The organism is Lentzea rhizosphaerae (assembly GCF_042649515.1).
Lineage (GTDB): Bacteria > Actinomycetota > Actinomycetes > Mycobacteriales > Pseudonocardiaceae > Lentzea > Lentzea aerocolonigenes.
This window is the reverse complement of record NZ_JBHRZI010000046.1, coordinates 65,221-90,902: the sequence shown is the minus strand read 5'-3', so window position 1 is coordinate 90,902 and position 25,682 is coordinate 65,221. Positions and strand designations below refer to the sequence as shown.

The 25,682-nt window shown below is 68.5% G+C and carries 29 protein-coding genes; 10 read left to right on the top strand and 19 right to left on the bottom strand.

Annotation, left to right across the window (positions count from 1 at the left end; genetic code table 11):
* Positions 1 to 16: 16 nt before the first annotated feature.
* The 5 genes from pqqB to pqqA form a co-directional block, all read right to left on the bottom strand.
* Entirely contained in the window at positions 17 to 892 is an 876-nt protein-coding gene (pqqB, locus tag ACFOWZ_RS42235; RefSeq protein WP_382379611.1) for a pyrroloquinoline quinone biosynthesis protein PqqB, read from the bottom strand.
* Positions 889 to 1,968 (bottom strand): pyrroloquinoline quinone biosynthesis protein PqqE, encoded by a 1,080-nt coding sequence (gene pqqE / locus ACFOWZ_RS42230; protein ID WP_382379610.1) that lies wholly within the window; start codon positions 1,966 to 1,968, stop codon positions 889 to 891. Before pqqE ends, pqqB begins: the two co-directional genes overlap by 4 nt.
* Positions 1,961 to 2,239, bottom strand: coding sequence for a pyrroloquinoline quinone biosynthesis peptide chaperone PqqD (pqqD, locus tag ACFOWZ_RS42225; RefSeq protein ID WP_308202604.1), 279 nt, complete (start codon positions 2,237 to 2,239; stop codon positions 1,961 to 1,963). Before pqqD ends, pqqE begins: the two co-directional genes overlap by 8 nt.
* Positions 2,236 to 2,931, bottom strand: coding sequence for a pyrroloquinoline-quinone synthase PqqC (gene pqqC, locus ACFOWZ_RS42220; RefSeq protein WP_382379609.1), 696 nt, complete (start codon positions 2,929 to 2,931; stop codon positions 2,236 to 2,238). The genes pqqD and pqqC overlap by 4 nt, the downstream gene beginning before the upstream one ends.
* 76 nt (positions 2,932 to 3,007) lie before the next feature.
* Complete coding sequence (gene pqqA, locus ACFOWZ_RS42215) at positions 3,008 to 3,130, bottom strand: pyrroloquinoline quinone precursor peptide PqqA (RefSeq protein WP_063757028.1); 123 nt, start codon at positions 3,128 to 3,130, stop codon at positions 3,008 to 3,010.
* Positions 3,131 to 3,462: 332 nt separating this feature from the next.
* Here pqqA and ACFOWZ_RS42210 point away from each other — a divergent pair, with 332 nt between their 5' ends.
* Positions 3,463 to 4,497, top strand: coding sequence for a PQQ-dependent sugar dehydrogenase (locus ACFOWZ_RS42210; protein WP_382379608.1), 1,035 nt, complete (start codon positions 3,463 to 3,465; stop codon positions 4,495 to 4,497).
* A 106-nt stretch (positions 4,498 to 4,603) separates the two neighbouring features.
* Here ACFOWZ_RS42210 and ACFOWZ_RS42205 read toward each other — a convergent pair whose 3' ends face one another.
* The 3 genes from ACFOWZ_RS42205 to ACFOWZ_RS42195 form a co-directional block, all read right to left on the bottom strand.
* Positions 4,604 to 5,752: a polysaccharide deacetylase gene (locus ACFOWZ_RS42205; protein ID WP_382379607.1), complete on the bottom strand. Its 1,149-nt coding sequence runs from the start codon at positions 5,750 to 5,752 to the stop codon at positions 4,604 to 4,606.
* 70 nt (positions 5,753 to 5,822) lie between these two features.
* Complete coding sequence (locus tag ACFOWZ_RS42200; protein WP_382379606.1) at positions 5,823 to 6,527, bottom strand: class F sortase; 705 nt, start codon at positions 6,525 to 6,527, stop codon at positions 5,823 to 5,825.
* Positions 6,512 to 7,900 (bottom strand): MSCRAMM family protein, encoded by a 1,389-nt coding sequence (locus ACFOWZ_RS42195; RefSeq protein ID WP_382379605.1) that lies wholly within the window; start codon positions 7,898 to 7,900, stop codon positions 6,512 to 6,514. Before ACFOWZ_RS42195 ends, ACFOWZ_RS42200 begins: the two co-directional genes overlap by 16 nt.
* A gap of 318 nt (positions 7,901 to 8,218) precedes the next feature.
* On the opposite strand from ACFOWZ_RS42195, the gene ACFOWZ_RS42190 reads away from it, so the two are divergent.
* Together ACFOWZ_RS42190 and ACFOWZ_RS42185 are read left to right on the top strand one after the other, a co-directional pair.
* A complete protein-coding gene (locus ACFOWZ_RS42190; protein WP_382379604.1) occupies positions 8,219 to 9,025 on the top strand; it encodes a Bax inhibitor-1/YccA family protein in 807 nt (268 codons plus the stop codon).
* 70 nt (positions 9,026 to 9,095) lie between these two features.
* Entirely contained in the window at positions 9,096 to 9,506 is a 411-nt protein-coding gene (locus ACFOWZ_RS42185) for a GNAT family N-acetyltransferase (protein WP_382379603.1), read from the top strand.
* Here the strand turns inward: ACFOWZ_RS42185 and ACFOWZ_RS42180 are convergent.
* The 3 genes from ACFOWZ_RS42180 to ACFOWZ_RS42170 all read right to left on the bottom strand — a co-directional run bounded on the left by ACFOWZ_RS42180 (position 9,503) and on the right by ACFOWZ_RS42170 (position 12,060).
* Positions 9,503 to 9,712: a hypothetical protein gene (locus tag ACFOWZ_RS42180; RefSeq protein ID WP_382379602.1), complete on the bottom strand. Its 210-nt coding sequence runs from the start codon at positions 9,710 to 9,712 to the stop codon at positions 9,503 to 9,505. The two genes, ACFOWZ_RS42185 and ACFOWZ_RS42180, sit on opposite strands and share 4 nt — an antisense overlap.
* A 163-nt stretch (positions 9,713 to 9,875) precedes the next feature.
* On the bottom strand, positions 9,876 to 11,096 hold the full coding sequence (locus ACFOWZ_RS42175) for an acetyl-CoA C-acetyltransferase (protein ID WP_382379601.1): 1,221 nt from the start codon (positions 11,094 to 11,096) through the stop codon (positions 9,876 to 9,878).
* 91 nt (positions 11,097 to 11,187) lie between these two features.
* Positions 11,188 to 12,060 (bottom strand): SGNH/GDSL hydrolase family protein, encoded by an 873-nt coding sequence (locus ACFOWZ_RS42170; RefSeq protein ID WP_382379600.1) that lies wholly within the window; start codon positions 12,058 to 12,060, stop codon positions 11,188 to 11,190.
* Between the two features lie 115 nt (positions 12,061 to 12,175).
* On the opposite strand from ACFOWZ_RS42170, the gene ACFOWZ_RS42165 reads away from it, so the two are divergent.
* The 4 genes from ACFOWZ_RS42165 (at position 12,176) to ACFOWZ_RS42150 (ending at position 16,413) form a co-directional block, all read left to right on the top strand.
* On the top strand, positions 12,176 to 13,546 hold the full coding sequence (locus tag ACFOWZ_RS42165; protein ID WP_382379769.1) for a cystathionine beta-synthase: 1,371 nt from the start codon (positions 12,176 to 12,178) through the stop codon (positions 13,544 to 13,546).
* An 85-nt stretch (positions 13,547 to 13,631) separates the two neighbouring features.
* Positions 13,632 to 14,750 carry an RDD family protein gene (locus ACFOWZ_RS42160; RefSeq protein WP_382379599.1) on the top strand — a complete coding sequence of 373 codons (1,119 nt, stop codon included), beginning with the start codon at positions 13,632 to 13,634 and terminating at the stop codon, positions 14,748 to 14,750.
* On the top strand, positions 14,747 to 15,271 hold the full coding sequence (locus ACFOWZ_RS42155; RefSeq protein WP_382379598.1) for a hypothetical protein: 525 nt from the start codon (positions 14,747 to 14,749) through the stop codon (positions 15,269 to 15,271). The genes ACFOWZ_RS42160 and ACFOWZ_RS42155 overlap by 4 nt, the downstream gene beginning before the upstream one ends.
* Complete coding sequence (locus ACFOWZ_RS42150; RefSeq protein WP_382379597.1) at positions 15,268 to 16,413, top strand: cystathionine gamma-synthase; 1,146 nt, start codon at positions 15,268 to 15,270, stop codon at positions 16,411 to 16,413. Before ACFOWZ_RS42155 ends, ACFOWZ_RS42150 begins: the two co-directional genes overlap by 4 nt.
* Before the next feature lie 155 nt (positions 16,414 to 16,568).
* On the opposite strand, the gene ACFOWZ_RS42145 is transcribed toward ACFOWZ_RS42150, so the two are convergent.
* Both ACFOWZ_RS42145 and hppD read right to left on the bottom strand, forming a co-directional pair.
* Complete coding sequence (locus ACFOWZ_RS42145; protein WP_382379596.1) at positions 16,569 to 16,814, bottom strand: hypothetical protein; 246 nt, start codon at positions 16,812 to 16,814, stop codon at positions 16,569 to 16,571.
* Positions 16,815 to 16,868: 54 nt separating this feature from the next.
* Positions 16,869 to 18,050, bottom strand: coding sequence for a 4-hydroxyphenylpyruvate dioxygenase (hppD, locus tag ACFOWZ_RS42140; RefSeq protein ID WP_382379595.1), 1,182 nt, complete (start codon positions 18,048 to 18,050; stop codon positions 16,869 to 16,871).
* A 113-nt stretch (positions 18,051 to 18,163) separates the two neighbouring features.
* Between hppD and ACFOWZ_RS42135 the strand changes: the two genes are divergently transcribed.
* Positions 18,164 to 18,646, top strand: a complete 483-nt coding sequence (locus ACFOWZ_RS42135; protein WP_382379594.1) for an Lrp/AsnC family transcriptional regulator — start codon at positions 18,164 to 18,166, stop codon at positions 18,644 to 18,646.
* A gap of 44 nt (positions 18,647 to 18,690) precedes the next feature.
* On the opposite strand, the gene greA is transcribed toward ACFOWZ_RS42135, so the two are convergent.
* Both greA and ACFOWZ_RS42125 read right to left on the bottom strand, forming a co-directional pair.
* A complete protein-coding gene (gene greA, locus ACFOWZ_RS42130; protein WP_156094372.1) occupies positions 18,691 to 19,188 on the bottom strand; it encodes a transcription elongation factor GreA in 498 nt (165 codons plus the stop codon).
* Positions 19,189 to 19,372: 184 nt separating this feature from the next.
* Positions 19,373 to 19,795, bottom strand: a complete 423-nt coding sequence (locus tag ACFOWZ_RS42125) for a DUF4307 domain-containing protein (RefSeq protein ID WP_382379593.1) — start codon at positions 19,793 to 19,795, stop codon at positions 19,373 to 19,375.
* A gap of 96 nt (positions 19,796 to 19,891) precedes the next feature.
* On the opposite strand from ACFOWZ_RS42125, the gene mca reads away from it, so the two are divergent.
* Together mca and ACFOWZ_RS42115 are read left to right on the top strand one after the other, a co-directional pair.
* Positions 19,892 to 20,761, top strand: coding sequence for a mycothiol conjugate amidase Mca (gene mca / locus ACFOWZ_RS42120; protein WP_382379592.1), 870 nt, complete (start codon positions 19,892 to 19,894; stop codon positions 20,759 to 20,761).
* 35 nt (positions 20,762 to 20,796) lie between these two features.
* Positions 20,797 to 21,024, top strand: a complete 228-nt coding sequence (locus tag ACFOWZ_RS42115; protein ID WP_382379768.1) for a hypothetical protein — start codon at positions 20,797 to 20,799, stop codon at positions 21,022 to 21,024.
* On the opposite strand, the gene ACFOWZ_RS42110 is transcribed toward ACFOWZ_RS42115, so the two are convergent.
* The 4 genes from ACFOWZ_RS42110 to ACFOWZ_RS42095 are packed head-to-tail and all read right to left on the bottom strand — an operon-like array spanning position 21,021 to position 25,673.
* Entirely contained in the window at positions 21,021 to 21,269 is a 249-nt protein-coding gene (locus ACFOWZ_RS42110) for a hypothetical protein (RefSeq protein WP_382379591.1), read from the bottom strand. The two genes, ACFOWZ_RS42115 and ACFOWZ_RS42110, sit on opposite strands and share 4 nt — an antisense overlap.
* Positions 21,266 to 21,880 (bottom strand): nucleotidyltransferase domain-containing protein, encoded by a 615-nt coding sequence (locus ACFOWZ_RS42105; protein ID WP_382379590.1) that lies wholly within the window; start codon positions 21,878 to 21,880, stop codon positions 21,266 to 21,268. Before ACFOWZ_RS42105 ends, ACFOWZ_RS42110 begins: the two co-directional genes overlap by 4 nt.
* A complete protein-coding gene (locus ACFOWZ_RS42100) occupies positions 21,877 to 24,336 on the bottom strand; it encodes a polynucleotide kinase-phosphatase (protein ID WP_382379589.1) in 2,460 nt (819 codons plus the stop codon). The genes ACFOWZ_RS42105 and ACFOWZ_RS42100 overlap by 4 nt, the downstream gene beginning before the upstream one ends.
* Positions 24,336 to 25,673: a 3' terminal RNA ribose 2'-O-methyltransferase Hen1 gene (locus ACFOWZ_RS42095; protein WP_382379588.1), complete on the bottom strand. Its 1,338-nt coding sequence runs from the start codon at positions 25,671 to 25,673 to the stop codon at positions 24,336 to 24,338. The genes ACFOWZ_RS42100 and ACFOWZ_RS42095 overlap by 1 nt, the downstream gene beginning before the upstream one ends.
* Between the last annotated feature and the right edge of the window lie 9 nt (positions 25,674 to 25,682).

The window sequence follows — 25,682 nt, the reverse complement described above, 5'->3', positions numbered from 1 at the left end:
GCCGATTCTGGCCGATCTAGAGCTCGATCACCGTGCCGTCGAGCGGAACCTCGACGCCTGCCTCCCGCAGCTTCAACGACTCCGGCGACGACGGATCCAGCACCGGGTTGGTGTTGTTGAGGTGCGTGTAGATCCGCCGCACGTCGGGAAACCGCCGCAGCTCGGGCAGACTGGCCGTGATCGGCAGGTGCCCCATCGCGGCCTGGCCGGACGAGCTGCCCGTCGCCGAACCCATCTCGGAGGCCGCGTAGAACGTGCCGTCGAGCAGCACGCAGTCGGCCTGCGCCACCACCTCGTCGAAGCCCGCGGGCCACGACGCGAGGCACGGCGCGTAGACCAGGACGCCCCCTGTGACCGGGTCGAGGAACCGGTACGCCACCACCCAGTAGCCGTCCACAGTGGACGAGCGGGCGTACTTCGGGCGCTTGCCGCTGATCGGGATCGCGGTGACGCGCAGACCGCCGAGATCGAAGTCCGCGTCCACCTCGCGCCACGCCACGGGCGCGTAGCCGTCGATCACCGTGCGCAGGTCGAACTGGTCCCGCAACGCGTGCAGGACCGTGCCGGGCGCCCACACCGTCAGGCCCGCCCCGCCGCGCAACGTCAGCAGGCCCAGCGTGTGGTCCAGCTCGGCGTCGGTGAACAACGCGCCGCGCAACGGGGTGTCGCGCGGGCCGGGGCCGGGGTTCAGGAAAGAGCACCCGGCGATCTGGGCGCGGATGTCCGGCGAGGCGTTGACGAGCCACCAGTCCGTGCCGTTGCCGCTGATCGCGAGGCAGTCCTGCGACCGCGACGGCAGTGAGCCCGACCGGGCGCGCACGCACAGGGCGCAGGCGCAGTTCCACTGGGGGAAGCCACCGCCTGCCGTGGTGCCGAGCAGAACGGCTTTCAAGTCATCTTCCTCATGGCCATGGCGGGAACCTCGGACGGTGCCATCTCTGTCTCCAGGATCAGGTCCACAGTGGACCGAGCGGGGGACAGCGAACAGACCGGGTCGGTCGCGGCGGCGTCGCCCGTGAGCTGGAAGGCCTGGCAGCGGCACCCGCCGAAGTCGATCTCCTTGCGCGGGCACGAGCGGCACGGGTCCCGCATCCACTCGAAGCCGCGGAAGGCGTTGAACGACGGCGAGTCGTGCCAGATGTCGTGCAGGGACTTCTCCCGCACGTTCTCGATCGTCAGTGACGAGATCACCGTGGCGGCGGGGCAGGGGAGGACGTCGCCGTTCGGTGCGACCGTCAGCTGCCGGGCACCCCACCCGTACATGCACGGTTTCGGGTGGGCCTCGTGGTAGTCCGCGATGACGTAGACGATCTCCATCCGCCCGCGCAGCCGTTCCTGCGCGGCGGCGACGACCGGGTCCGCGGCGGCGAGCTGGTCGCGCGTCGGCAGGAGAACGGCCCGGTTGCGCAACGCCCAGCCGTAGTACTGGGTGTTGGCGAGCTCCAGGCGCTCGGCGCCCATCTCCTCCGCCATCGCGATGATGCCGGCGACGTTGTCGAGGTTCTGCCGGTGCAGCACGGTGTTGACCGTCAGCGGCAGGTCTTCGTCACGGATGAAGGCGGCTGCCTGCACCTTGCGGTCGAACGCCTTGATGCCCGCGATCCGGTCGTTGCCCTCGCGGGTCGCGTCCTGCAACGAGAGCTGCACGTGGTCGACACCGCGCGAAGCCAGGTCCCGCAACCTTTCCCGGGACAGGCCCACGCCCGACGTGACCAGGTTGACGTAGCAGCCGAGGCTGTTCGCGTGCGTCACCAGCTCGGGCAGGTCGGGGCGCAGCAACGGTTCGCCGCCGGACAGGTGGATCTGCAACGCGCCGAGCGACCGCGCCTGGTCGAACACGCGCCGCCAGTCCTCGGTCGAGAGCTCGGCGTCGCGCCGCACCAGCTCGACGGGGTTCGAGCAGTAGCCGCACTGCAACGGGCACCGGTGCGTCAGCTCGGCCAGCAGGCCGAAGGGAGCCTCAGCCATCGACGTCCACCACCCTCCGCTCGACCAGGCGAGCGACCAGCGAGGCGATGTCCGCGGGCTCGACACCGTCGTACTCGTCACCCAGGACGAGAGCGATGTCCCCGACGGAACGCACGCCATCACAAAGCGACACGACGGAAGCAGCTGTCTCGTTCAGCACCAGCACGCCCTCGGGGAACAGCACGACGTGCGCGGAACGGATCTGGTCGTACGTGCACTTCACCCCGCGCCGGATGCGCGGCACGGCGTCCAGCGCGACGGCCGAGATCACGGCTTTCCCTTGCCCGAGTAGTAGTCGACGGCGTCCAGCACGGCGCGTAAGACATCGCACTTGAACGACAACGCGGCGACGGCCGCCAGCTGCTGCTCGCGGGTCAGCGAGTGCTCGACCACGATGTCCAGAGTGGCCCGCCCCTCCCCGGCGACCGCCTCGATGCGGTTGGTGAAGTACGCGAAGCCCTCCTCGGCGATCCACGGGTACTGCTCCCGCAGCGCCGCCAAACGCCTGCGCATCAACGCACCAGAGAACATCTCGGTGAGCCCGGAGGCGATCGCCTCGACCCACGGCTTGGTGCGCGCGAAGTTCACGTAGGCGTCGACGGCGAACCTCGTGCCGGGCAGCACGTGGCGTTCGTCGAGCACCTCTTCCCTCGTCAGCCCAACGGCTTCCGCGAGCCGGATCCAGTTCTCGGCGCCACCCTCTCCCGGTCGGGTGCCGTCGTGCCAGATGATCCGCTCGCGCCACTGCCGCCGGATTTCCGGCGACGGGCAGTTGGAGAGGATCGCGGCGTCCTTCTGCGCGATGCAGCGCTGGTAGTACCAGCGGTTCGCGGCCCACGCCTGCAGCTCGTGCTTGCTCAGCTGTCCGGCGTGCATGCGCAGGTGGAACGGGTGGCTGTCCCAGTACCGGGGCGCGAGGGCGCGCAGCTCGGCGACGAACTCCGCGGGGGCAACGGCAGTCATGGACGCAAAACTCCTCGGTTCACCAGGAGGAACCGGGGCTCCCGGCAGGAGGTGGGAACCCCGGCGCGGAGCAACGTCAGCTGCGGGCCGCGTAGGCCGTGACCTCCATCGGCGTCTCGAAGTCGCGGAAGTCGGGCTTCACCCACTCGCGCTTGACCTCGGGAAGCTTCGTCTCGGTGGTGGGGACTGCAACGTTCATGGCGCAACTCCTCGGGTCTCCGGCCAGCGAGCCCGACGTGGGCAGGCGTGGCACTTTCCGTGGGGTGCGGCGGCGAACCACACGGTATGTCCTCCGGCCCGTCGAGGTCCAGACCGTACAGAAAGTTCCCTAAAATCATCCGATGAGCACTCCGTCCCAGTGGACGTTTCAAGCGATGAACGGCGCTTTTGTCCACCTGAGGTGAACGAAAGCGCCGTTCATCCGTCTCGACACATCGGAGGACCTTTGCCTGTGTGCACGATGTGTGCTTGGGTGGGCACGCCCTGCAACGCCGCCGCAGACACTCACGAGCGGACCAAAGGAGAGCACACATGCGTGCTCGTCGCATCGCAGCCGCGGCAGCCTGCACTGCCGCAGTCGCAACCCTCTGCGTCGTGCCGGCCTCGGCTCAGGGCGATCCCTCGGCACTCGCCGAGCGGACCCTCGCCACGAAGCTGGACATCCCGTGGGACATCGAGTTCCTACCGGACGGAAGCGGCATCTTCACCGAGCGGGACACCCGCAAGATCAAGAAGATCAAGGGCACGACCGTGACCGAGCTGGACACGGTCGAGCAGGCCCAGACGACCGGTGGCGAAGGAGGCCTGCTGGGCCTCGCCGTGTCGAAGACCTTCGCCACCGACAACTCCGTCTTCATCTACTACTCGACGGCGAACGACAACCGCATCGCCAAGCTGCAGCTCGGCGGCACCCCGCAGCCGATCGTCACCGGGATCCCCAAGAACCGCTACCACAACGGCGGCGGACTCGAGTGGGGCCCGGACGGCTTCCTCTGGGCCACCACGGGTGACGGACAGAACACGTCCACCGCGCAGAACTGGAACTCGTTGGGCGGCAAGGTGTTGCGCTTCGACACCGCGGGCAAGGCCGCTGCCGGCAACCCTCGCGCCGGCAGCGTCGTCTACTCGATCGGCCACCGCAACGTCCAGGGCATCACGTGGGTCGGCAACACCGCGTACGCCACCGAGTTCGGCAACAGCAGGACCGACGAGATCAATCGCATCGAGGCCGGCAAGAACTACGGCTGGCCGACCTGTGAGGGCAACTGCAGCACCGCAGGCATGACCAACCCGGTCAAGACCTGGAGCACCAGCCAGGCCGGCCCGTCCGGCATCGCGTTCTACAAGAACGCCCTGTACGTCGGCGCGGTCACCGGCAAGCGCGTCTGGAAGATCCCGGTGAACGGCACCTCGCTCGGCACCCCGCAGTCGGTGTTCACGAGCTACGGCCGCGTGCGCGCGGTGGCTCCCGCGCCGGACGGCACGTTGTGGCTCGGCACGTCCAACCAGGACAACAACGGTTCGCCGAGCTCGAACGACGACCGGATCATCTCCACCGACGGCTGAGCGTCCCCCGTTCGAGTGCTTCCTGCACGGCACGCGGGGACCTTCCGTGCACCACAACGACACGCGGGGTCCCCGCGTGCAGTCAGCAGACACGGACGGGTGAGGGTTAGTTGCGAGCTGCGGGCATCCGGCGGAGCTGGTCCAGCACCGCCGGATCCTGCAGCTGCATCCACTGGATCACCTCGGTGTAGGTGGCGCACACCGTTTCCGGCTTGTCGCACACGTACTCGAGGAACTGCTCCATCGCGTTCGAGAACGCCGATCCGTTCCACTCGTTGAAGTGGTTGCCGACCACGATCGGCGCGCGGTTGCCGTTCAGCGCGGCCTGGTGCACCGACTTGTACGTGTCGAAGACGATCTGGCTGAACTCGGACGCGCGCTGCGGTTCGTCCTTGGCCTGGTTGAGCGAGTACCAGAGGTTGAAGTCCATCATCACGACCTGCTTGCCGAGCGCCGGAACCCGCACCTCGGGCATCGGGAACTCGTACAGTCCGTTTTGGACGGACGGCCACTGCACGCCGAGCGCCACCTTGCTGGTGTCGTAGACCAGGCCGTTCGCGGCCATCGCGGGAAAAGCCTGGTCCCAGTTGCCTTCCAGGCACGGCGTCCGTCCACCCCGGACAGCGCCGTCGGGCAGCTTGAACCCGGCCGCCCGCGCCTTGTCGACGATCTGCTTGAACTGGGCCAGTTCCTCGTTCCACGCCTTGCTGTCCCACTTGTCCACCGAAGGCTGCGTGCCGCCGGAGCAGAAGTGGCCGTTGTAGTGGGTGCCGATCTCGTGGCCTTCGTCGATCACCTGGTTCAGGTAGCCGATGCGTGCCGCGATGTCCTGCCTGCTGCCGCCGAACGAGATGTCGGAGACGCCGCGCTTGAGTCCGGCCGGCGGCTGGTACTGCATCTTGTCCTGGTCGGACAACATGTACACGCCCGACAGAAGACCGGTGACGTGGGCGTTCTTGGCCTTCGCGATCGGCAGGACCTTGTCCCAGTGCTGCTTGGACACCGCGCCGTCGAAGGAGAACAGCACGAACTGCGGCGGCTTCTCACCCGGCGCGAGCTTGTGCATCCACGGCTGCTTCTGGATCTGCTCGGGGGTGGGAGCGGGCACCGTCGGTGTCGGTCCGGCGTCCTTGGGGGCGGGCAGTCGCGGTGCCATCGGCAACGGACCGGATTCCGCCTGGGTCTCCGGCTCCTTGCGCGACCCGAGGGTCATCACCATCGCAAGAACCAGCCCCAGCGCCAGACCCGTGGTCAACCATCCCCACCGTTTCACACTTAAGGAGACGGCTGGTCACCCGAACGGGTTGCGCGGAGGAAGCAACTGGTCACCCAACGGGTTCGGCGATCACCACTCGGTTCGCCTCGTACCCCTGCTGTCCGCCGATCCACGTGCCGCCGCAGGTGACCAGCACCAACCGGTGCGGGCCGCGCGGGCCGAAGAACTCGACGGCACGGGCGGGAAGTTCTTCCTTGCGGACCGTCTCGATCTGCTTGATGCGGAACTTGAACGCCTTGCCCGCGCTGTCGGTGATCAGGACCTCGCGGCCGTTCTGCGCCTGCCACAGCTCCGCGAACGGGCCCTTCGCACCCTTCCAGTCGACGTGCCCGGCGAGCACCGTCGCGCCTTCCGCGCCGGCGAGGTCCGTGCCCCACCAGGTCGCCTCGCCGATGCCGTCGGGCACGGGCAGCACGCCGTCCTTGACCTCCTTGCGCACCAGCGTGGCCGAACCTCCCGCGGGCAGCCGGACCGAGCCGGGGCCCGCCTTGGGCGGCGCGGGCGCCTGCGCGGCCGGGTCGGCGGGCTTGGCGTTGGCCGTGTTCGCCCCGCCGACCAGACCGGTGAGGTCGGTGCCGCGGCCGGTGCTGAGGCTGTCCGCCACCGGGCCCGGCCCGACCACGGGGATCTCGTCCGCGATCGCTCGTCCTTCGAGGATCTCGGTGTCGGTGTTGGTGACCAGCACGCTGGTGGCGGCGACGCCTGCCACCAGCACGCCGGTCAGAAACGCCTTGGGACTCACTGCCTGCGCCACACCAGGAAGCCTGCCAGCGCCGCGCCTAGCAGCACCAGGCCACCCACCCCGAGCATCAGACCGGGACGCAGCTGCGTGTCGAACGACGCGGTCGCGACCGGCGTCTTGCCGTCCGCACCCGCCGGAATCGTGCTCGGCACAACGGGCTTGTTGGGCTTGTTCACGAGCTCCAGCGCGAGCGTCTGACCCGCGGCGAGCGTGCCGCACGCGGCCGGTGGCGCCTTCGGGTCGAAGTACTCCTCGTACCCCTTCGGCGCGGTCACCTCGACGAGGCAGATCTCCTGCGGGGTGCGCAGGTCGGGAACGGCCACCGTGCCGTCGGAACCGGTCTGCAGCACGAGCGGCTTGCCGTCCGTGCCGACCAGCGGCGAGTCGTCCTGCTTGAGGGCGGGGCTCGTCTGGTCCTTGGCCGTCACGCGCAGGGGGACGCCGGCGATGGCCTTCTTGGTCTCCGAGTCGATCTTCGTGATCTTCACGGCGCCGGGCGCGGTCTTGGCCTGGCCGTTGGCGGCGGCGTTGAGCTTCTTCTCGCCACCGGTCGTGACCATGCGCTGCATGTTGTCCGTCTGGATCGGCTGGTGCACGACCGGCCGGTCGGCGGGCGAGTCCGCGGTGACCGCGATCGAGGGCTCGGGACCGGTGGGAATGATCTTGATGGCGGCCGGGGCGCCGTCGGGGGCCGTCGTGACCGTGCCCTCGACGCTGCCGTCGAAGAGCTTCGCGTCGGTGAGCTTGTACGCGATCGGCGCGTTCGGCACGCCCTTGCCGTTGGCCTTGGTCAGCGCGACGGTCCAGTTCGAGTCGGCGCCGATGATCAGCGGTTCCTTCGGCGCGGTGGCGCTGAGGGTCCACGGGCCGCGGTTGGCCTCGGCGTCGGCCTTCATGCTCGCGACCGCGTCCATGACGGACTTCGGCAGCCGCGCGGCGTAGAACGGCGCGTCGTAGGCGAGGAACTTCGGGTCGGTGGTGTCGAGGCGCACGGCACCGTCCGGAGCGGACGTCCAGCTGTGCAGGAGGTGCGCGAGAGCGGCGGCCTCGTCCGGCGACTTCGTCGTGGAGTAGCGGAGGAGGAGGTAGGAGATGTTCGCCGCGATGTCCGGGGCGAGCGCCTTGCCCGCCTTGGTGAGCAGCGCGTCGCCTTCCTTGTAGCCGACGTTGCTGTCCGGCGCGGGCAGTGCGTACTGCACGCACCACACGTGCTTCTCCTGCCAGACGTATGACCCGTGCCACTCGCTACCCGGAGTGGCGTTGGGCTGGAGCCCTGACGCGTTGTGACCGATGCCCTTGACGCCGACCGCTGACGCCGTCGCGGGAACGGTCAGGAGCGCGAGCCCTGAGACCATCGCCACGGCGGCCAGACGTTTCCAGCCCATTTTGGATCTTGATCCCCTCTGACCTGTGTTAATCCCGCGTGCGAGCTTGTCGGTCCCCCACATCGGGGACAAGCCGCCACAGGGAGGAAGTGTGTCGCTACTTTCCGTGTGAACGTGATCGGAATGTGACAGGGCTTACGCACTTTGTGTAGGACACGCCGCGACACGCCGTAACTTCACTACGCTCCGGAGTTAGCGCAGTATTTGCGCACGTGTGATCGTCGTCGGGGGTAAAGTCGTCTTTACCGACGGGGAACCTGGCACCAAGCGTGCTCGTTGTACCCGTGACGGCGTAAAGCAACGCCCCAGGAGGACCAGGTGCGCTCCAGCAGCAACCCGGCTTTCCGTAACCTGCCGACAGGCGGCGGGTACGGAGGCTACGCAGGCTTCGGCCAGCCTGAACAGGCCGGCTACCAGCAGGCTCCGCCGCCGCTGACCAGCGAGCGGCCCATGACGATCGACGACGTCGTCACCAAGACCGGCATCACGCTGGCCGTGGTGGCTGCCACCGCGGTCGTCACCTACCTGATGAAGGCCTGGGTACTGCTGTTCCCGGCCGCGATCATCGGTCTCGTGCTCGCGCTGATCATCACGTTCAAGCGCAACCCGAGCCCGCCCCTCGTCATCGCCTACGCCGCAGTCGAAGGCATCTTCCTCGGCGCGTTCAGCGGGATCATCGGCGCCATGATCGACCGCTGGACCGGCAACCCCGGCCAGGGCGTCGTGGTCATCGGCCAGGCCATCATCGGCACGATCGGTGTCTTCGCCGGCATGCTCGTGGTCTACAAGACCGGTGCGATCCGCGTCACGCCGAAGTTCACCAAGTGGATCACCGGCGCGATCATCGGCGTCGCCGTCCTGATGCTGTTCAACCTGATCATGAGCTTCTTCACCGACGGTGGCCTCGGCCTCCGCAGCGGTGGCACGCTCGCGATCATCTTCAGCCTCGTCTGCATCGGCCTCGCGGCGTTCAGCTTCCTGATCGACTTCGACGCCGCCGACCAGGCGATCCGGGCCGGTGTGCCGGCCAAGTTCGCGTGGCAGATCGCGTTCGGTCTCACGGTCACCCTGGTGTGGCTGTACACCGAGATCCTGCGCCTGCTGTCGTACTTCAACTCGGACTGACGTCCCGCAGGTGGGTTCGGAGGGCGCTCCGCTTCGGCGGGGCGCCCTTCGGCGTTTGTAGGGTGACGTCGTGGATCACGCGTACCGCCTGGAGATGGCACCGCCGTCCGTCGACGACTACCTGCGCCTGCGCAAGGAGGCGGGGCTCAGCGAACGGACTCGCGAAGAGGCCGAGAACGGCGCGAACGGTGCCTGGGCCTGCGCACGCGTCATTCACGTGGAATCAGGCGAAACCGCCGGCATGGGCCGCGTGATCAGCGACGGCGGCTGGTACTTCCACATCATCGACATGGCCGTTCTACCGCATCATCAACGCAAAGGCATCGGTGACGCGATCATGACCGCGTTGCTGGCGAAGATCGACGAACACGCACCGAACGCGTACGTCAACCTGCTGGCCGACCCGCCCGGCCGCCGTCTCTACGAACGGCACGGTTTCGTCGAAAGCGCCCCGGCGTCGACCGGCATGAAACGCACCTAGACGCGCCACCGCACGTCGGGCAGTTCGGTACCCACCTTGATCAGGCAGGTCGTGCACAGGGCGCCCGCCTGAGCACGCGAAACCCGTTCATCGGGGACCGAGTGCTCGCAGACGGCCTCGTAAAAGCTCCGGGAACCATTGGCCTGGTCGAGGGAGAAGGCATGGCATTGCAAGTCGTATTCGCTTTGCCACCACACGTACGGCATGTCCGACCCTCCTTGCTCATCGGTAGGGACGGACTTCCCCTCGCCGGATGACGCCGTTGCGCGACGAAATACCTCATCGGCAGAAAGGTCGCAGGCAAGTAGCTCCGTTCGGGTGAAGCGGAGCTACTTGCAAGCGTCAATTTGCAGATCTTGAGGAAAAACCTCAGCTGAGGCGCTCGATCACCATCGCCATGCCCTGGCCACCGCCGACGCACATGGTTTCGAGACCGAACTGCTTGTCGTGGAACTGCAGGGAATTGATCAAGGTCGTGGTGATTCGCGCACCCGTCATGCCGAACGGGTGGCCGACGGCGATGGCGCCGCCGTTCACGTTCAAACGATCAATGTCGATTCCGAGGTCCTGGTAGGACGGGATCACCTGGGCGGCGAACGCCTCGTTGATCTCCACGAGGTCGATGTCGGAGATCGACAGTCCGGCCAGGGCCAGCGCGCGCTTCGACGCCTCGACCGGGCCGAGGCCCATGATCTCCGGCGACAGACCCGAGACGCCGGTGGAGACGATCCTGGCGAGCGGGGTGATGCCGAGCTCGCGCGCCTTCGTGTCGGACATGATCACGAGGGCCGCGGCGCCGTCGTTGAGCGGGCAGCAGTTGCCGGCGTTGATGCGGCCGTCGGGGCGGAAGACGGGCTTGAGCTGCGAGACGGCCTCGTAGGTGACGCCGGCGCGCGGGCCGTCGTCGGCCGACACGACCGTGCCGTCGGGCAGCGTCACCGGGGTGATCTCGCGGGCCCAGAAGCCGTCGGCGATGGCCTTCTCGGCGAGGTTCTGCGAGCGGACGCCGAACTCGTCCATCTCCTGGCGCGTCACGCCCTTGAGCAGCGCCAGGTTCTCGGCGGTCTGGCCCATCGGGATGTAGACGTCCGGCACGACGTCCAGCGTGCGCGGGTCGATCCACTCCGAGGCGCCGGTGGTGGCGGTGGACGCCGTGCGCGCCTCGGCGTCGGCGAACAGCGGGTTGTGGGTGTCGGGCCACGAGTCGGAGCTGCCCTTGGCGAACCGCGACACGGTCTCGACGCCGGCCGAGATGAACACGTCGCCCTCGCCCGCCTTGATGGCGTGCAGGGCCATGCGCGTGGTCTGCAGCGACGAGGCGCAGTACCGGGTGACGGTGGTGCCGGGCAGGTTGTCCTGGCCCAGCAGCACGGACACGACGCGCGCCATGTTGAAGCCCTGCTCGCCGCCGGGCAGGCCGCAGCCGAGCATCAGGTCGTCGATCTGCGCGGGGTCGAGCTGGGGGACCTTGTCGAGCGCTGCACGAACCATCTGCGCCGCCAGGTCGTCTGGCCGCACGTCCTTCAGCGAGCCCTTGCCCGCGCGGCCGATGGGGGAACGGGCAGCGGAGACGATCACGGCCTCAGGCATCACGAAACTCCTCGTTGAGAGTCAAGGTTGCCGTCGAGCGTAGTTAACGCCCGCTCACCCCGGCCAGCGCACGTGACGGGGATTTCGAAACTCAGGCGTGCCGCCTTTGCAGCCACGCGGGCACGCGGGACGTCCGGACCGCCAGCGCCGCCGCCGAACGCACCGGCGACGACGACACGACCCAGCCCGGCCACAGCCCCGCCACCTGGCACAACGGTGCGAGCAGCACGCCCGCCGCGGCCTCGTAGCCGACGGCGCTGGGGTGAAAGCGGTCGGAGCTGAACATGTCCACGTGCCGCGCGGTGAACTCCGGGGCGAGCAGGTTCCCGAGCGACACCGGCACACCGCCGGACCGCGACACCTCGGCCGTCTGGGCCGCCGCGAGCCGCACGCTGTACTGGTGCCCGACCATCCGCAACGGCTGCGGGATCGGCCGCACGGTTCCCAGGTCCGGGCAGGTCCCCACGACGACACCGCACCCGATGGCGCGCAGCTTCCGCACCTGCTCACCCAGCAGTGCAGCGGATTCCCGGACGCCGAGCCGCGACGTCACGTCGTTCGCGCCGATGATGATCAACGCGACCTGAGGTTCGTCCAGCACGGCGGCGTCGACCTGCCGCACCAGGTCGCGGGTGGTCGAGCCGCTGACGGCGTACGTCGAGAGCCGCACCGGCCGTGCCGCCTCCTCCGCCAGCGCGTGGGCCAGCAGCACGCCCGGCATCTGCGAGGGATGCGTCACACCGACGCCCACCGCCATCGAGTCGCCGAGCACGGCCAGCCGCAGCGGATCGCCGCCGTCGTCCAGGTAGACACCGTCCGGGGCGGGCCAGAGGTGCTCCAGCACGCCGATGGCCACGCGAGCGCGTCTGCTCTGCTCGTTCAGCAACCCGACGAGCGCGCCCGAGAGCCCGCCGAGCGTCGCGGCGGTCATCGCCACCGCTCGCAGCGTTCTCAGTCCGATCATCCGCAACACCCCCTTTCGAAGTGAATCGTCGGTACCGCTGTTCGAATTAACCTCCGCAGTCACTAGAGCTAGGCTTCGTTCGCTATCTCGAAGAGTGGGAGTGGGGAGTTACGCGGTGGAGTACGTCGAGCACGTCGTCGATCTGGTCGGCAACACGCCGCTGGTCAAGCTCAACTCCCTGACCTCGGGAATCAAGGCCACGGTGCTGGCCAAGGTCGAGTACCTGAACCCCGGCGGCAGCGTGAAGGACCGCATCGCGCTGCGGATGGTCGAGGCGGCCGAGCGCTCGGGTGAGCTCCAGCCCGGCGGCACGATCGTCGAGCCCACGTCCGGCAACACCGGCGTCGGCCTCGCCCTGGTCGCCCAGCGCAAGGGCTACAAGTGCGTCTTCGTCTGCCCGGACAAGGTCAGCGAGGACAAGCGCAACGTCCTCAAGGCCTACGGCGCCGAGGTCGTGGTCTGCCCGACCGCCGTCGCGCCCGAGCACCCCGACTCGTACTACAACGTCTCCGACCGGCTGGTCCGCGAGATCCCCGGCGCGTGGAAGCCGAACCAGTACTCCAACCCGGAGAACCCGGCGAGCCACTACCACCAGACCGGCCCCGAGATCTGGCGCCAGACCGAGGGCAAGATCACGCACTTCGTCGCGGGCGTCGGCACCGGCGGCACGATCTCCGGCACCGGCCGCTACCTCAAGGAGGTCTCGGACGGCGCGGTGAAGATCATCGGCGCGGACCCAGAGGGCTCGGTGTACTCGGGCGGCACCGGTCGTCCGTACCTGGTCGAGGGCGTCGGCGAGGACTTCTGGCCGGAGGCGTACGACAAGACCATCTGCGACCAGATCGTCGAGGTCTCGGACGCGGACTCGTTCGACATCACCCGCCGCCTCGCCCGCGAGGAAGGCCTGCTCGTCGGCGGTTCCTGCGGCATGGCGGCCGCCGCGGCGCTGCGCATCGCCAAGGACCTGCCCGAGGACGCCGTCGTGGTCGTGATCCTCCCCGACGGCGGCCGCGGCTACCTCTCGAAGGTCTTCAACGACCGGTGGATGGCCTCCTACGGCTTCCTCCCGCCGGACTCGACCGGCGCGACCGTCGGCGACGTGCTGCGCCGCAAGGGCGGCATGCTGCCCGACCTCGTCCACGCTCACCCGAACGAGACCGTCGGTGACGCCGTCGCGATCCTGCGCGAGTTCGGCGTGTCGCAGATGCCGGTCGTCAACGCCGAACCGCCGGTCATGGCCGCCGAGGTCGCGGGCGCGGTGAACGAGCGCGACCTGCTCGACGCCCTGTTCACCGGCAAGGCGCAGCTGTCGGACCGCCTGGACAAGCACATGTCACCGCCGCTGCCCACGCTCGGCGCGGGCGAGCCCGTCGGCATCGCGATGAACGCCCTCTCGCACGCCGACGCGGCGCTCGTCCTGGAGGACGGCAAGCCCGCCGGCGTGGTGACCCGTCAGGACATTCTGGGGTTCTTGGCTGGTCGCTGAGCGTGGAACCGGGTGCGTCCGATAGCGTGACGCCCCAGATCATCAGTCTTACTCGCACGGACCAGCCAAGGGGGTTGGAAACCGGATGAACGCTCCGCAGCCGCCAGGAAACCAGTTCGGCGGTCAGCCGCAGGAGCCCAACGCGGACGCCACGCAGATCGTCCCGGGGGGTGGGCAGCCGTCCGCGGCGAACCCGAACCCGGACGCGACGCAGGTCGTCTCGCCTGGTCAGGCTCCCGCAGCACCGCAGCAGAACGCGGACGCCACCCAGGTCGTCAGCCCCGGCCAGGTGCCGCCAGCGGCAGCCCACGGTTCGGGCGGCTTCCCGGCACAGGGACCCGGCTCTGGCGGTTTCCCCGCCCAGCAGCCGCCCGCGTACGGTGCCCCGCAGTCGAACCCGTACGGGCAGCCGCAGCAGCAGCCCTACGGTGCGCCGCAGTCCAACCCGTACGGCCAGCCGCAGCAGCAGCCCTACGGTCAGCCGCAGCAGCCGTACGGTGCTCCGCAGTCGAACCCGTACGGCCAGCCGCAGCAGCAGGCGTACGGCCAGCCCGGCGGCTACGGCGCGCCCGGCTACGGCATGGCGCCGGCGCCTCCCACCGGCTACGCCGAGTGGGGCCCGCGCGCGGTCGCGGGTCTGATCGACTACGCCGCGCCCGGCGTTGTCGCGGCCATCATCATCGGGATCTTCGCCGGTATCGGTGCGAGCACCGGTGACGCCTCCTCGGCCGGTCTCTTCGTGGCGCTCGCCTACATCGTCGGCTACGGCGGCCTCTTCGGCTTCTTCATCTGGAACACCGTCCTCAAGGGCGGCTCGACCGGACAGTCGATCGGCAAGAAGGTCGCCAAGATCAAGGTGATCAAGGAGGACACGCAGCAGCCGCCCGGCGGCGGTGTGGCCTTCCTCCGCCTTCTGCTCAACTACGCGTTCGGTCTGCTCTGCGGTATCGGGTCGTTGATCAACTACCTGTCGCCGCTGTGGAACAAGCCGAAGAACCAGACGTACTCCGACAAGATCTGCGGCACCGTCGTGGTCAACGCCCCGGAGGCGGCCTCCCCGTACGGGGGCGGCTACGGCCAGCCGGGCACCGGTGGCTACCAGCAGCAGCCGGGCACCGGTGGGTACCCGCAGCAGCAGCAGCAGCCGGGTGGCTACGGCCAGCCGCCGCAGCAGGGCTACGGCGGCCAGCAGCAGGGTTGGTGAACCCTCAGCAGCCGTACCAGCCCCCGGCCACCCAGTGGCCGGGGGCTGGCTCGTATCCGGGGCCTGGTGGCAGGCCCGGTCCGGCGCGCCCGAGTGGCGTGACGGGCGTGCTCGGTGGCATCTCGGGAGTGCTGGCCGGTCTCTTCGTCCTGATCGGCACGATCTGGGCGCTGGTCCAGATCGGCGGGACGTTCGGTCTGCTGATCGACGCGGTGACCCCGCTGGTCCTGCTCGCGTTGCAGGCGCTCGCGGCCGTGCTGCTGCTGTGCGGCGGGTTGTTGTTGTGCCTGCGTGTGGGCTTCGGCAGGTTCCTCCTCCCCGTGGGCGCGGTCGTGGTGGCGGGCATCGTGCTGGTCGCGATCCTGCAGGAGTTCCCGTTCGGCGCGGTCGTACCGGTGATGGCGTTCGCGTTCCTGCACGTGCAGGACGTCGTGTGGTTCACGCTGGTGTTCGCGGTGGCCGGTTCACTGCTTGGACTACTCCCGTCGACCGCCAGATGGGTGAGTACTCTTCGAACATGAGCACCCCCTACGGCTTCGCGACCAGGGCGATCCACGCCGGTCAGGACCCGGACCCGACCACGGGTGCGGTGAACGTGCCCATCTACGCGACCTCCACGTACGCCCAGGACGGCGTCGGAGGGCTGCGTGAGGGCTTCGAGTACTCGCGCACCGGCAACCCCACCCGCCGCGCGCTGGAGACGTGCCTCGCGTCGCTCGAACGCGGCCGCTACGGCCGTGCGTTCTCCTCCGGCATGGGTGCGACCGACGCGGCGTTGCGCACGTTCCTCAAGCCCGGCGACCACGTCGTCATCCCGAACGACGCGTACGGCGGCACGTTCCGGCTGATCGACAAGGTCTTCTCCAAGTGGGGCGTCACCCACTCGCCGGCGCCGGTCTCGGACGTCGACGCGATCCGCGCCGCGATCACCCCGGCCACGAAGCTCGTGTGGATCGAGACGCCGACGAACCCGTTGCTGAACATCGGTGACATCGCGGCCATCGCCTCCGTCGCCCACGAGGCCGGCGCGAAGCTGGTCGTGGACAACACGTTCGCCTCGCCCGCGCTGCAGACGCCGCTGGAGCTGGGCGCGGACGTGGTGCTGCACTCGACGACCAAGTACGTCGGCGGCCACTCCGACGTCGTCGGCGGTGCCCTGATCACCTCGGACGAGGAGATCGACGCGGCGTTCGGGTTCCTGCAGAACGGCGCGGGCGCGGTGCCCGGACCGTTCGACGCGTACCTGACGTTGCGCGGCATCAAGACCCTTGAGCTGCGCATGGAGAAGCACTCCGACAACGCCGAGCTGGTGGCGGAGGCCCTGACGCGGCACCCGCGCGTGAAGAAGGTCATCTACCCCGGCCTGGAGTCGCACCCCGGCCACGTCGTCGCGGCCAAGCAGATGCGCCGGTTCGGCGGCATGGTGTCGTTCCTCGTCGAGGGTGGCGAGGAGGCGGCGCTCGAGGTCTGCGCCCGCACCAAGCTCTTCACGCTGGCGGAGTCGCTGGGCGGCGTCGAGTCGCTGATCGAGCACCCCGGCAAGATGACCCACGCCTCCACGGCGGGTTCGATGCTCGAGGTGCCGGCCGACCTGGTCCGAGTCTCCGTGGGCATCGAGTCCGGCGACGACCTGGTGGCCGACCTGCTCGAAGCCCTGGGCTGAGTCCGACCGCGGTGAAAGGCCCTTCCCGACCGGGGAGGGCCTTTCGTCTTCTCAACGCCGCAGCCTCGGCGAACGAAGGCATCGTTCCCTGACCAACGCATGAACGGCGCATTTGTCCACCTCAGGTGGACAAATGCGCCGTTCATCGAGCTGGCCTACGGTTTCTTGGAGCCGCCGAACCTGTCGACGTTCTCGGCCTCGGCCGTCGGAGCCGACGGTAGATCGGCGCCGTTGACACAGCCGCCGACGAACTCGATCGACTCGGCGGTGCGGACGAAGCGGCCGGCTTCGTCGCAGCCCGCGTGAGCCACGGTCAAGAACGCCGCGCCGGTCAGTGCCGCAGCCGTGGTCACGGCTCCGACCAGCGGAATCACCGCGGCCACGCGTCGTACGAGTGCCATGCCACCTCCCCACGATGTGTATCCCCCGTAAAGCACCTTACCGGGGGAACGCCATCAGAGGTTGCCGCGTCGCTCCTGCTCCCGCTCGATCGCCTCGAACAGGGCCTTGAAGTTGCCCTTGCCGAAGCCGAGCGAACCGTGCCGCTCGATCAGCTCGTAGAAGACGGTCGGGCGGTCGCCGATCGGCTTGGTGAAGATCTGCAGCAGGTAGCCGTCCTCGTCGCGGTCGACCAGGATGCGGTGCTCCTTGAGCACCTCGATCGGCACGCGGACCTCGCCGATCCGGGCACGCAGCTCCGGGTCGTCGTAGTAGGAGTCCGGCGTCTCGAGGAACTCGACCCCCGCGTCGCGCATCGCCGAGACGGTCTTGATGATGTCGTTGGTCGCCAGCGCGATGTGCTGCACGCCCGCGCCCTCGTAGAACTCGAGGTACTCGTCGATCTGCGACTTCTTCTTCGCGATCGCCGGCTCGTTGAGCGGGAACTTGACGCGGTGGTTGCCGTTGGAGACGACCTTGGACATCAGCGCCGAGTAGTCGGTGGCGATGTCGTCGCCGATGAACTCCGCCATGTTCACGAAGCCCATGACGCGGTTGTACCACTCGACCCAGTAGTCCATCTTGCCGAGCTCGACGTTGCCGACGCAGTGGTCGACGGCCTGGAACAGGCGCTTCGGGGCACCTTCGGGACGCTTGACCGACGACGTCCGCGCGACGTAACCGGGCAGGTAGGGGCCGGTGTACTTGGAACGGTCCACCAGCGTGTGGCGGGTCTCGCCGTAGGTCGCGATGGCCGCGAGACGCACGGTGCCGTGCTCGTCGGTCACGTCGTGCGGCTCTTCCAGCACGGTCGCGCCCTGCTCGCGGGCGTGCTTGATGCACTGGTCGACGTCGCCGACCTCGAGCGCCAGGTCGACCACGCCGTCGCCGTGCTTGCGGTGGTGGTCGAGCAGCGGCGAGCCGGGCTGGACGCCACCGTGGATCACGAAGCGGGCCGAGCCCGACTTCAGCACGAACGACTTGTGCGAGCGCTGGCCGGTCTCGGGGCCCGCGTAGGCCACGAGCTCCATGCCGAACGCCACCTGGTAGAGCCAGGCGGTCTGGGTCGCGTTGCCCGCGACGAACACCACGGCATCCATGGCGCGCACGGGGAAGGGGTCCTTGGTCGCGTCGTAGTCGACCAAGCCCACGAGCTGCCGGAGCTGGTCGTAGCTCACGTCGTCAAGCTGCTGCGTCATGCCTCTCAGCATGAGTCGACCCGACAGGGTGAGCAACAGTCAGCGATTTTGCTGAGCAGTTTGTATAGTGATCTGTGCCTTCAGATCAGCAGAGTGAGCACTCTGACCAGCCGGTGGACGAACTGGACGCGAGGCTGCTGTTGCTCCTCACCGACGAGCCACGTCTCGGCGTCCTCGAATGCTCCCGCCGGCTGGGCGTCGCCCGCGGAACGGTGCAGGCGCGGCTGGACCGTCTCGTCGAACGCGGCGTGCTCACCGGGTTCCCGCCGGCGCTGGACTTCGGCGCGATGGGCTACGGGCTGACGGCGTTCGCGGTCGTCGAGATCGCGCAGGGCAGGCGCGCCGAGGTGTGCGAGGGCCTGGCCGCGATCCCCGAGGTGTGCGAGGTGCACGCCACGACCGGTCAGGGGGACCTCTTCGTGCGGATGGTCGCGAGGTCGAACGCGGACCTGCAGCGCGTGGTCGACCACATCGTCGACGTGCCGCACGTGCGTCGGCTCTCGACGTCGATCGCTCTGTCCACGCCGGTGCCTCCACGCGTGCGGCCGCTCCTGGAACGCGTGAAGAAGGCGAAGGGGCGGCCACCGCGAGGGTGACCGCCCCTGTGCTTATTTCAAGACACGTTGTGTGAGCCGGGTGATCACCCGGCGTAGGGCAGCGCCTCGATCAGCGTGACCTTCTGGAGCTTGCCGTTCGGCAGCTCGTACTCGACGGTCTCGCCGTCCTTCGCGCCGTTCAGGGCCTTGCCGAGCGGCGAGGACGGGGAGTAGACCTCCATCTCGCCGTGCGCGCCCTCCTCGCGGGTCGCCAGGAGGAAGGTCTCGGTCTCGTCGTCGCCTTCGTAGCGGATCGTGAGCACCGTTCCCGGAGCCGCAACACCCTTGGTGGTGGGGGCCTCGCCGACCTTCGCGGCCTGGAGCAGCTCGTGCAGCTGGCGAATCCGCGCCTCCTGCTTGCCCTGCTCCTCACGAGCCGCGTGGTAGCCACCGTTCTCGCGGAGGTCGCCCTCCTCGCGGCGGGCGTTGATCTCTGCAGCCATGACCGGGCGGTACGCGATGAGTTCGTCCAGCTCAGCCTTGAGCCGGTCGTAGGCCTCCTGGGTCAGCCAGGTCACCTGGGTGTCGCTCACGGTCACCAACTCCTCGTCTTGCTCTGGTGCACACGTGTGCCCCAGATAGTTCCCGGGCCGGGGGCCCGGAACGGAAAAACACGGCCCGCGCCGGGGCCGTGCTTGAGCGGCAATAGTAACACGAAGACAACGTTCAGCGACGGCGATTTGTTCCCCAGATCGCCGTTTAAACCGCAGATCACCCGCTTGGCCGCTAGCTCGTGGACAAGTAGGCGGGAACCTGGTAGGAGCACCCGAACACCTCGCCGGTGACCGGCGGCTTCGAGGTGCGGAGAACTGTTGTCTCGACGACGACGGAATTCCCCGGCGGAACCAGAACTTCGCGTCTGCCCGTCTCGTCCCCGTCCTTGGATCGGGCCCGAATGATGCAGACCGCCGGACGGTCCGGTTGATCTCGGGAAACCTCGAAACTGACCTTCACGCTGTCGTCGCCGAGGATGATGAACGCTGTCTGCTTCGCCTCGATCGGCTTTGTGCCGAGATTTCGGTAACCGACGAAGGCGATCAGGGCACCTGCGGTCACGGCTACAGCGAGTAACGCCCAGCGGGCCCACCTGCCCAGCGGCCTGCGGGTCTGCCTGCTGTACCGCCCCTCGGGGAGCGCGCGCTGTGCCACTTTCCCGCGCCCTCCTCAACCTCTGGGGAACAATGGTGACCGACGTTCAGTTGTTGAGTGTCGCAGGACCGTTCACACAGGAGGACCACGGGGGTCATGGCCGACAAGCTGCGCCTCATGGCAGTGCACGCACATCCCGACGACGAGTCGAGCAAGGGCGCGGCCACGATGGCCCGCTACATCGCGGAAGGGCACGACGTGATGGTCGTGACCTGTACCGACGGTGGTGCGGGCAGCATTCTGAACCCGGCGATGGACAGGCCGGACGTGCTCGAGAACATGGTCGAGATCCGCCGGGAGGAGATGGCCACCGCGGCCAAGATCCTCGGCATCCAGCACCGCTGGCTCGGCTTCAAGGACTCCGGCCTTCCGGAGGGCGACCCGAAGCCACCGCTGCCCGAGGGCTGCTTCGCCCTGGTGCCGCTGGAGGAGTCGGTGCCGTCGCTGGTGCAGGTCATCCGCGAGTTCCGCCCGCACGTCGTCGTGACCTACGACGAGAACGGCGGCTACCCGCACCCGGACCACATCCGCACGCACGAGATCTCGATGGCAGCGCTGGACGCCGCTGCCGACCCCGAGTTCCAGCCCTCACTGGGCGAGGCGTGGGAAACGCAGAAGGTCTACTACTCGCACGGTTTCTCCCGTGCGAAGCTGATGGCGTTCCACGAGGCCATGGAGGCTCGTGGCATGGAGTCGCCGTACACCGAGTGGCTGGCGAACTGGGACGCGAACCGGCCGGACGTGATGGACCGCGTCACCACGCAGGTCGAGTGCGCCGACTACTTCGAGATCCGGGACGAGGCGCTCAAGGCGCACGCCACCCAGATCGACCCGACCAGCCGCTGGTTCGCCATCCCGCAGGACCTGCAGCGCGAAGTCTGGCCGACCGAGGAGTACGAGCTCGTGCGCTCGCAGGTGGACTCGACGCTGCCGGAGAACGACCTGTTCGCCGGAGTTAAGGTCTAGGGGTGCTCTCCCCAGAATTCGACCTCGGAAGCACGGTGGCGTTCGTCGCCGTGCAGCCGTCGAACACGAACAACGACAAGGGCGGCCAGGGCGAGGACTTCGGCAAGTCCTCCCCGGTCGGCCTCGTCCTGCTGATCCTCTTCTTCATCGCCGTCTTCTTCCTGGTCAAGTCGATGAACAAGCACCTCAAGCGGGTGCCGGCGTCGTTCGACGAGCCCGCACCGGCCTCGGACGAGGCCGCGGAGGAGAAGAAGAAGGACTAGCCGAGCCGGGTCTCGACCACGAACTCGTGCACCGCCTCGAAGGCGGGCGGGTGTTCGGGGAGGTCGCTCGTCTCCCGCGCGACCCTCAGCTCCTCCTGCCGGTGTGCGAGGTCGGCCTCCAGCCGTTCGGGAGCAGGCCGGTGCGGCACGCCGGCGAGCCCCCGGTGCTCGCCGAGGACCTTCGCCTCGATGAGTGCGGGCAGGTGGTCCGGCCCGTCGAGCTTCTCAGGAACCTCGTAACTCACAACGACCTCCTGCGCACCGAAACCAACCAGTCCTCGACACGCACCCGGTCCGGCTCCTCAGGAAGAGGGCCGTCGGCGTGAGCCAGTTCGTCACCGAGCCGGTGCGCCCACGCCAAGGCGTCGTCCCACGGCATCGAGCCGTCGCGGATCTTCAGCAGCGCGCGGTCGGCCGTGATCTCGTACCTGCCGGTCCGCAGCAGGTGCAGGCCCACCAACCGCAGCCGCACGACGTGCATGAGCTGCTTCGGCTTGAGGTTGCGTCCCGCGCGTGACAGCTGCATCTCCGTCGCGCGCGTGAACGCCCGCACCGCGTACCGGGAGAGGAACGCGGGCAGCAGGTCCCGCAGTTCCTCTCCGAGAGGCGTGCTGATCTCCACCAGCGGGCTCACCAGCGTTTCGAGCACCGTCGGGTTCGACTTCAGGCCCAGCTTGCAGAAGTGCTCGACCTCCCAGCTGAGCCGTTCCGGTTCCGGGCCCTCGACGCTCGCCGGGGGTTTCTCCAGGCGCCAGAACGCCTCCGTGGGCGCGACGAACACACCGCGTCTGTCCACATCGGAATCAGGGGTCGCGAGCCCGTAGGCGTGCGACCCGATGATCGCTTCGAGAATCACAGTCGTGGGTCCACCGGTTCCGATTCCAACGCCAACACACCGAAAATGCACTCGTGCACGCGCCACAACGGTTCGCCGCGCGCGACGCGTTCGAGCGCCTCGATGCCCAGGGCGTACTCGCGCAGGGCGAGTCCGCGCTTGCGGCCGAGAGAACGCTTGCGCAGCCGCGAGAGGTTCTCCGGCGACGTGTAGTCGGGGCCGTAGATGATCCGCAGGTACTCGCGCCCGCGCACCTTCACGCCCGGCTGCACCCGCCCGCCGAGGTTCGCCAGCGGCTTCACGACCATTCCCTCACCTCCCGCCTCGGTCAGCTCCTCCCACCACCGCACGCCGGCGGCCGGGTCCGCGGTGTCGACCACGAGGTGCCGGGTCTGCTGGAACAGCGGACCTTCGAGCCGGCTCAACGTCTCCAGGTGCCACAGGTGCGAACGGTCGTGGAACGTCCGTCCCTCGACCGCCAGGAGCTGGAACGGTGCGATCCGCACGCCCTCCAGTCCGTCGGTCGGCCAGCAGTACCGCTCGTACGCCGCGCGGTAGGCCGCGGCGTTGGCCGAGCGCTGAGCCGTGCGCGCCAGCAGGTCCGTGACGTCGATGCCACGTGCCTTCGCCGTTTCCAGTGCTTCGACCGCGACCGGAAGTGCGCCGCCCGCCGCCGCTCCGACCGCCGCGTACTGCTCGCGGATCAGTCCGGACGCCTTGGCGTTCCACGGCATCAGCTCGGCGTCGATCAGCAGCCAGTCCGTCGAGAACTCGTCGAACAACGGCTTCGCCGCCCCGCGCACGCGGTCGAGCAGTTCGTCGCCCAGCGCACCGTCGAAGAACGCACGGCCGGTGCGCGTGTAGATCGCGCCACCGTCCCTGCGCACCAACAACACCGCGCGGGAGCCCATGTGCTTCTCCTCGCAGATCACCTGGGCGACACCGGCCGCCCGGTACTCGGCGAAGGCCTCGTCCGGGTGCTCCAGCACGTCGTCGCGCTGCGAGGTCGCCGTCGGTGCCATCGTCGGCGGCAGGTACAGCAGGTCGTGCGGGTTGATCGCGAACCGGCTCATGACCTCCAACGCCGAAGCGGACTGCTCCGCGCGGATCGTGACGGCACCGAGCAGCGACGTCTCGATCCGACGCAGGCCCGTGACGTCGCTCAACGCCAGGACGTCCGGCTCGCGCTGGACGACGAGGGTCTCCAGCGGGCGGTCGTTCTCGTACCAGACCTCGTGCGCCTTGACGGAGACGAGCTCCTTCTCCGGGTAGCGCAACGCGGTCAGCTTCCCGCCGAACACCACACCGGTTTCCAGGCACATGGTGTTGTTGATCCACTCGGCCTCGGGCACCAGGACGTGCCCGTACAGCACCATCGCGTTGCCGCGGTAGTCGTTCGCCCACGGCAGGCGCACCGGCATGCCGTACTCGTCGGTCTCACCGGTCGTGTCGCCGTACAGCGCGAAGCTGCGCACCTTGGCCGACGCACGGCCGTGGTAGCGCTCAGGCAGACCGGCGTGCGCGACGACGAGGTTGCCGCCATCGAGCACGTAGTGCGCCACCAGGCCGTCGCAGAACTTCGTGGCAGCACGGCGGAACTCCTCCGACTCGTGTGCGAGCTGCTCCAGCGACTTCTCAAGCCCGTGCCGGACCGTCACCTTGTGGCCGCGCAACGCGCGCACGAGCTTCTCCTCGTGGTTTCCGCGCACGCTCAGGGCGTGGCCGTTGCCGACCATGCCCATGACCAGACGCAGCACGCCGGGCGTGTCCGGTCCGCGGTCGACGAGGTCGCCGACGAAGACCGCCTTGCGATTGCCGGGCGGGATCGCGTCGACCGCACGGCCCTCGTCGTCGCGCTGGACCTGGTAGCCCAGTTCGGTCAGCAGCTCCTCCAGCTCGGCGCGGCAGCCGTGCACGTCGCCGATCACGTCGAACGGGCCGGTCTCGTGCCGCAGGTCGTTGAGCAGCCGCTCGTACACGATGATCGCGCTGTCCACATCGGACTCGGAGCGCAGCACGTGGACGCGCTTGAAGCCCTCCTTGCCGAGGTACTTCAACGACCGCTGCAGCGCCGAGCGGTGCCGCTTCACGACGTGCGCGCCGAAGTCGCGGTCCGGGCGCTGTGCGTTGCGCTTCAGGCACACGTCGGTCGGCGTGTCGAGCACGATCGCGACCGGCAGCACGTTGGCCTTCTTCGCGACCTCGATCAGCTTGGCGCGGTCGGGCGCCTGCACGTTGGTGGCGTCGACGACGGTGACCTTGCCGGCCTCCAGCCGCTTTCCCGCCACGTAGTGGAGCACGTCGAACGCGGCCGCGGACGCCGACTGGTCGTTCTCGTCGTCGGACACGAGCCCTCGGAAGTAGTCGCTCGACAGCACCTGCGTGGGGAGGAAGTGCCTGCGAGCGAACGTGGACTTGCCCGAACCGGACGCGCCGACGAGCACCACCAGGCACAGGTCGGGGATCTTCAGCTCCATCAGTTCTTTCCTCCCTTCGAGGTGAACACGGCCATCTGGGTCGGCGCGCCGCGTTCGGCGTCCTCCGGTCCGATCGGCACGTGACTCACGGTGTAGCCACGGCGTGCGGCGACGCCGTCCGCCCACTCCTGGAACTCGGCGCGGGTCCATTCGAAACGGTGGTCGGAGTGCCGCATCTGGCCCTCCGGCAGCGTTTCGAACAGCGGGTTGTACTCGACGTTCGGCGTGGTCACGAGGACCGTGCGCGGCCGTGCGACGGTGAACACCGAGTGCTCCAGCGCGGGCAGGCGCGACGGGTCGACGTGCTCGACGACCTCCATCAGCACCGCCGCGTCGTACCCGGCGAGCGCGGTGTCCGCGTACGTCAAAGCCGACTGCCGCAACGTGATCCGCTCGCGCCTGTGGTCGTCCATGCGGTCGAGGTGCAGCTTGCGCGCGGCCTCCTGCAACGCCTTCGCTGACACGTCGACACCGTGGATCTCGGTGAATCCGGGGTCCTTGACGAGCTCGCGCAGCAACGCGCCGCCACCGCAGCCGAGGTCGAGCACGCGCTGCGCCGCTGCCTGCTTCAGCGCCTTGATCACGGCCTCTTTGCGCTGTGCGGCAAGGGAGATCTTCGGTTCGGTGAGCGCGTTGTCGAGCTCCTCCGGCTCGACCTCGTCGACGTCCGCGAGGCGTTCCAGGGCAGAGGTGATCAACGGACGCTTGCGCGCCAGGTACCTGGTGGTGATCAGCTCCTTGTCCGGGTGCTGGGACAGCCAGCCGTCACCGGCCTTGAGCAGCTTGTCGACCTCGTCCGCGGCGACCCAGTAGTGCTTGCCGCCGTCGAGCACGGGCAGCAGCACGTAGAGGTGCTTCAGGGCGTCGCTGAGCCGGACGGTGCCGGTGAGCGTGACGTCGCCGTAGCGCTCGCTGTGTTCGGTGATCTCGACCGTCCAGCCGAGCGGCGTGAACAACCGGTCTGCGAGCCGGTGCGGCAGCGCGGGAATGCGGATGACCAGCGGAATCGGCGTGTTCGCCAGCTCGGGGTAGCTCTCGCTGCGGCCGTTCATCGCCGTGCGGAACACGCTGCCGAGCGCGACCGTGAGCAACGACCCCGCCGCGTACGGGCGGTCGTTGACGTATTGCGTGAGCGTGCTGCCGGGACCTCGCACCAGCGCGATGGGGTCGACCTCCAGCAGGAGGGCGACCGTGCATTCCTCGTTCGTCGCCTTCGGGTAGAAGACGTGCGCGACGCCCGAGCTCGTCGTGAAGGACTGAGCCCGGTCCGGGTGCTTGTGCAGCAGGTGACCGAGGTCGGTCGCCGGCTGGTGGGTCGTGGTCATGGTGAGCAACACGAGGTCGAG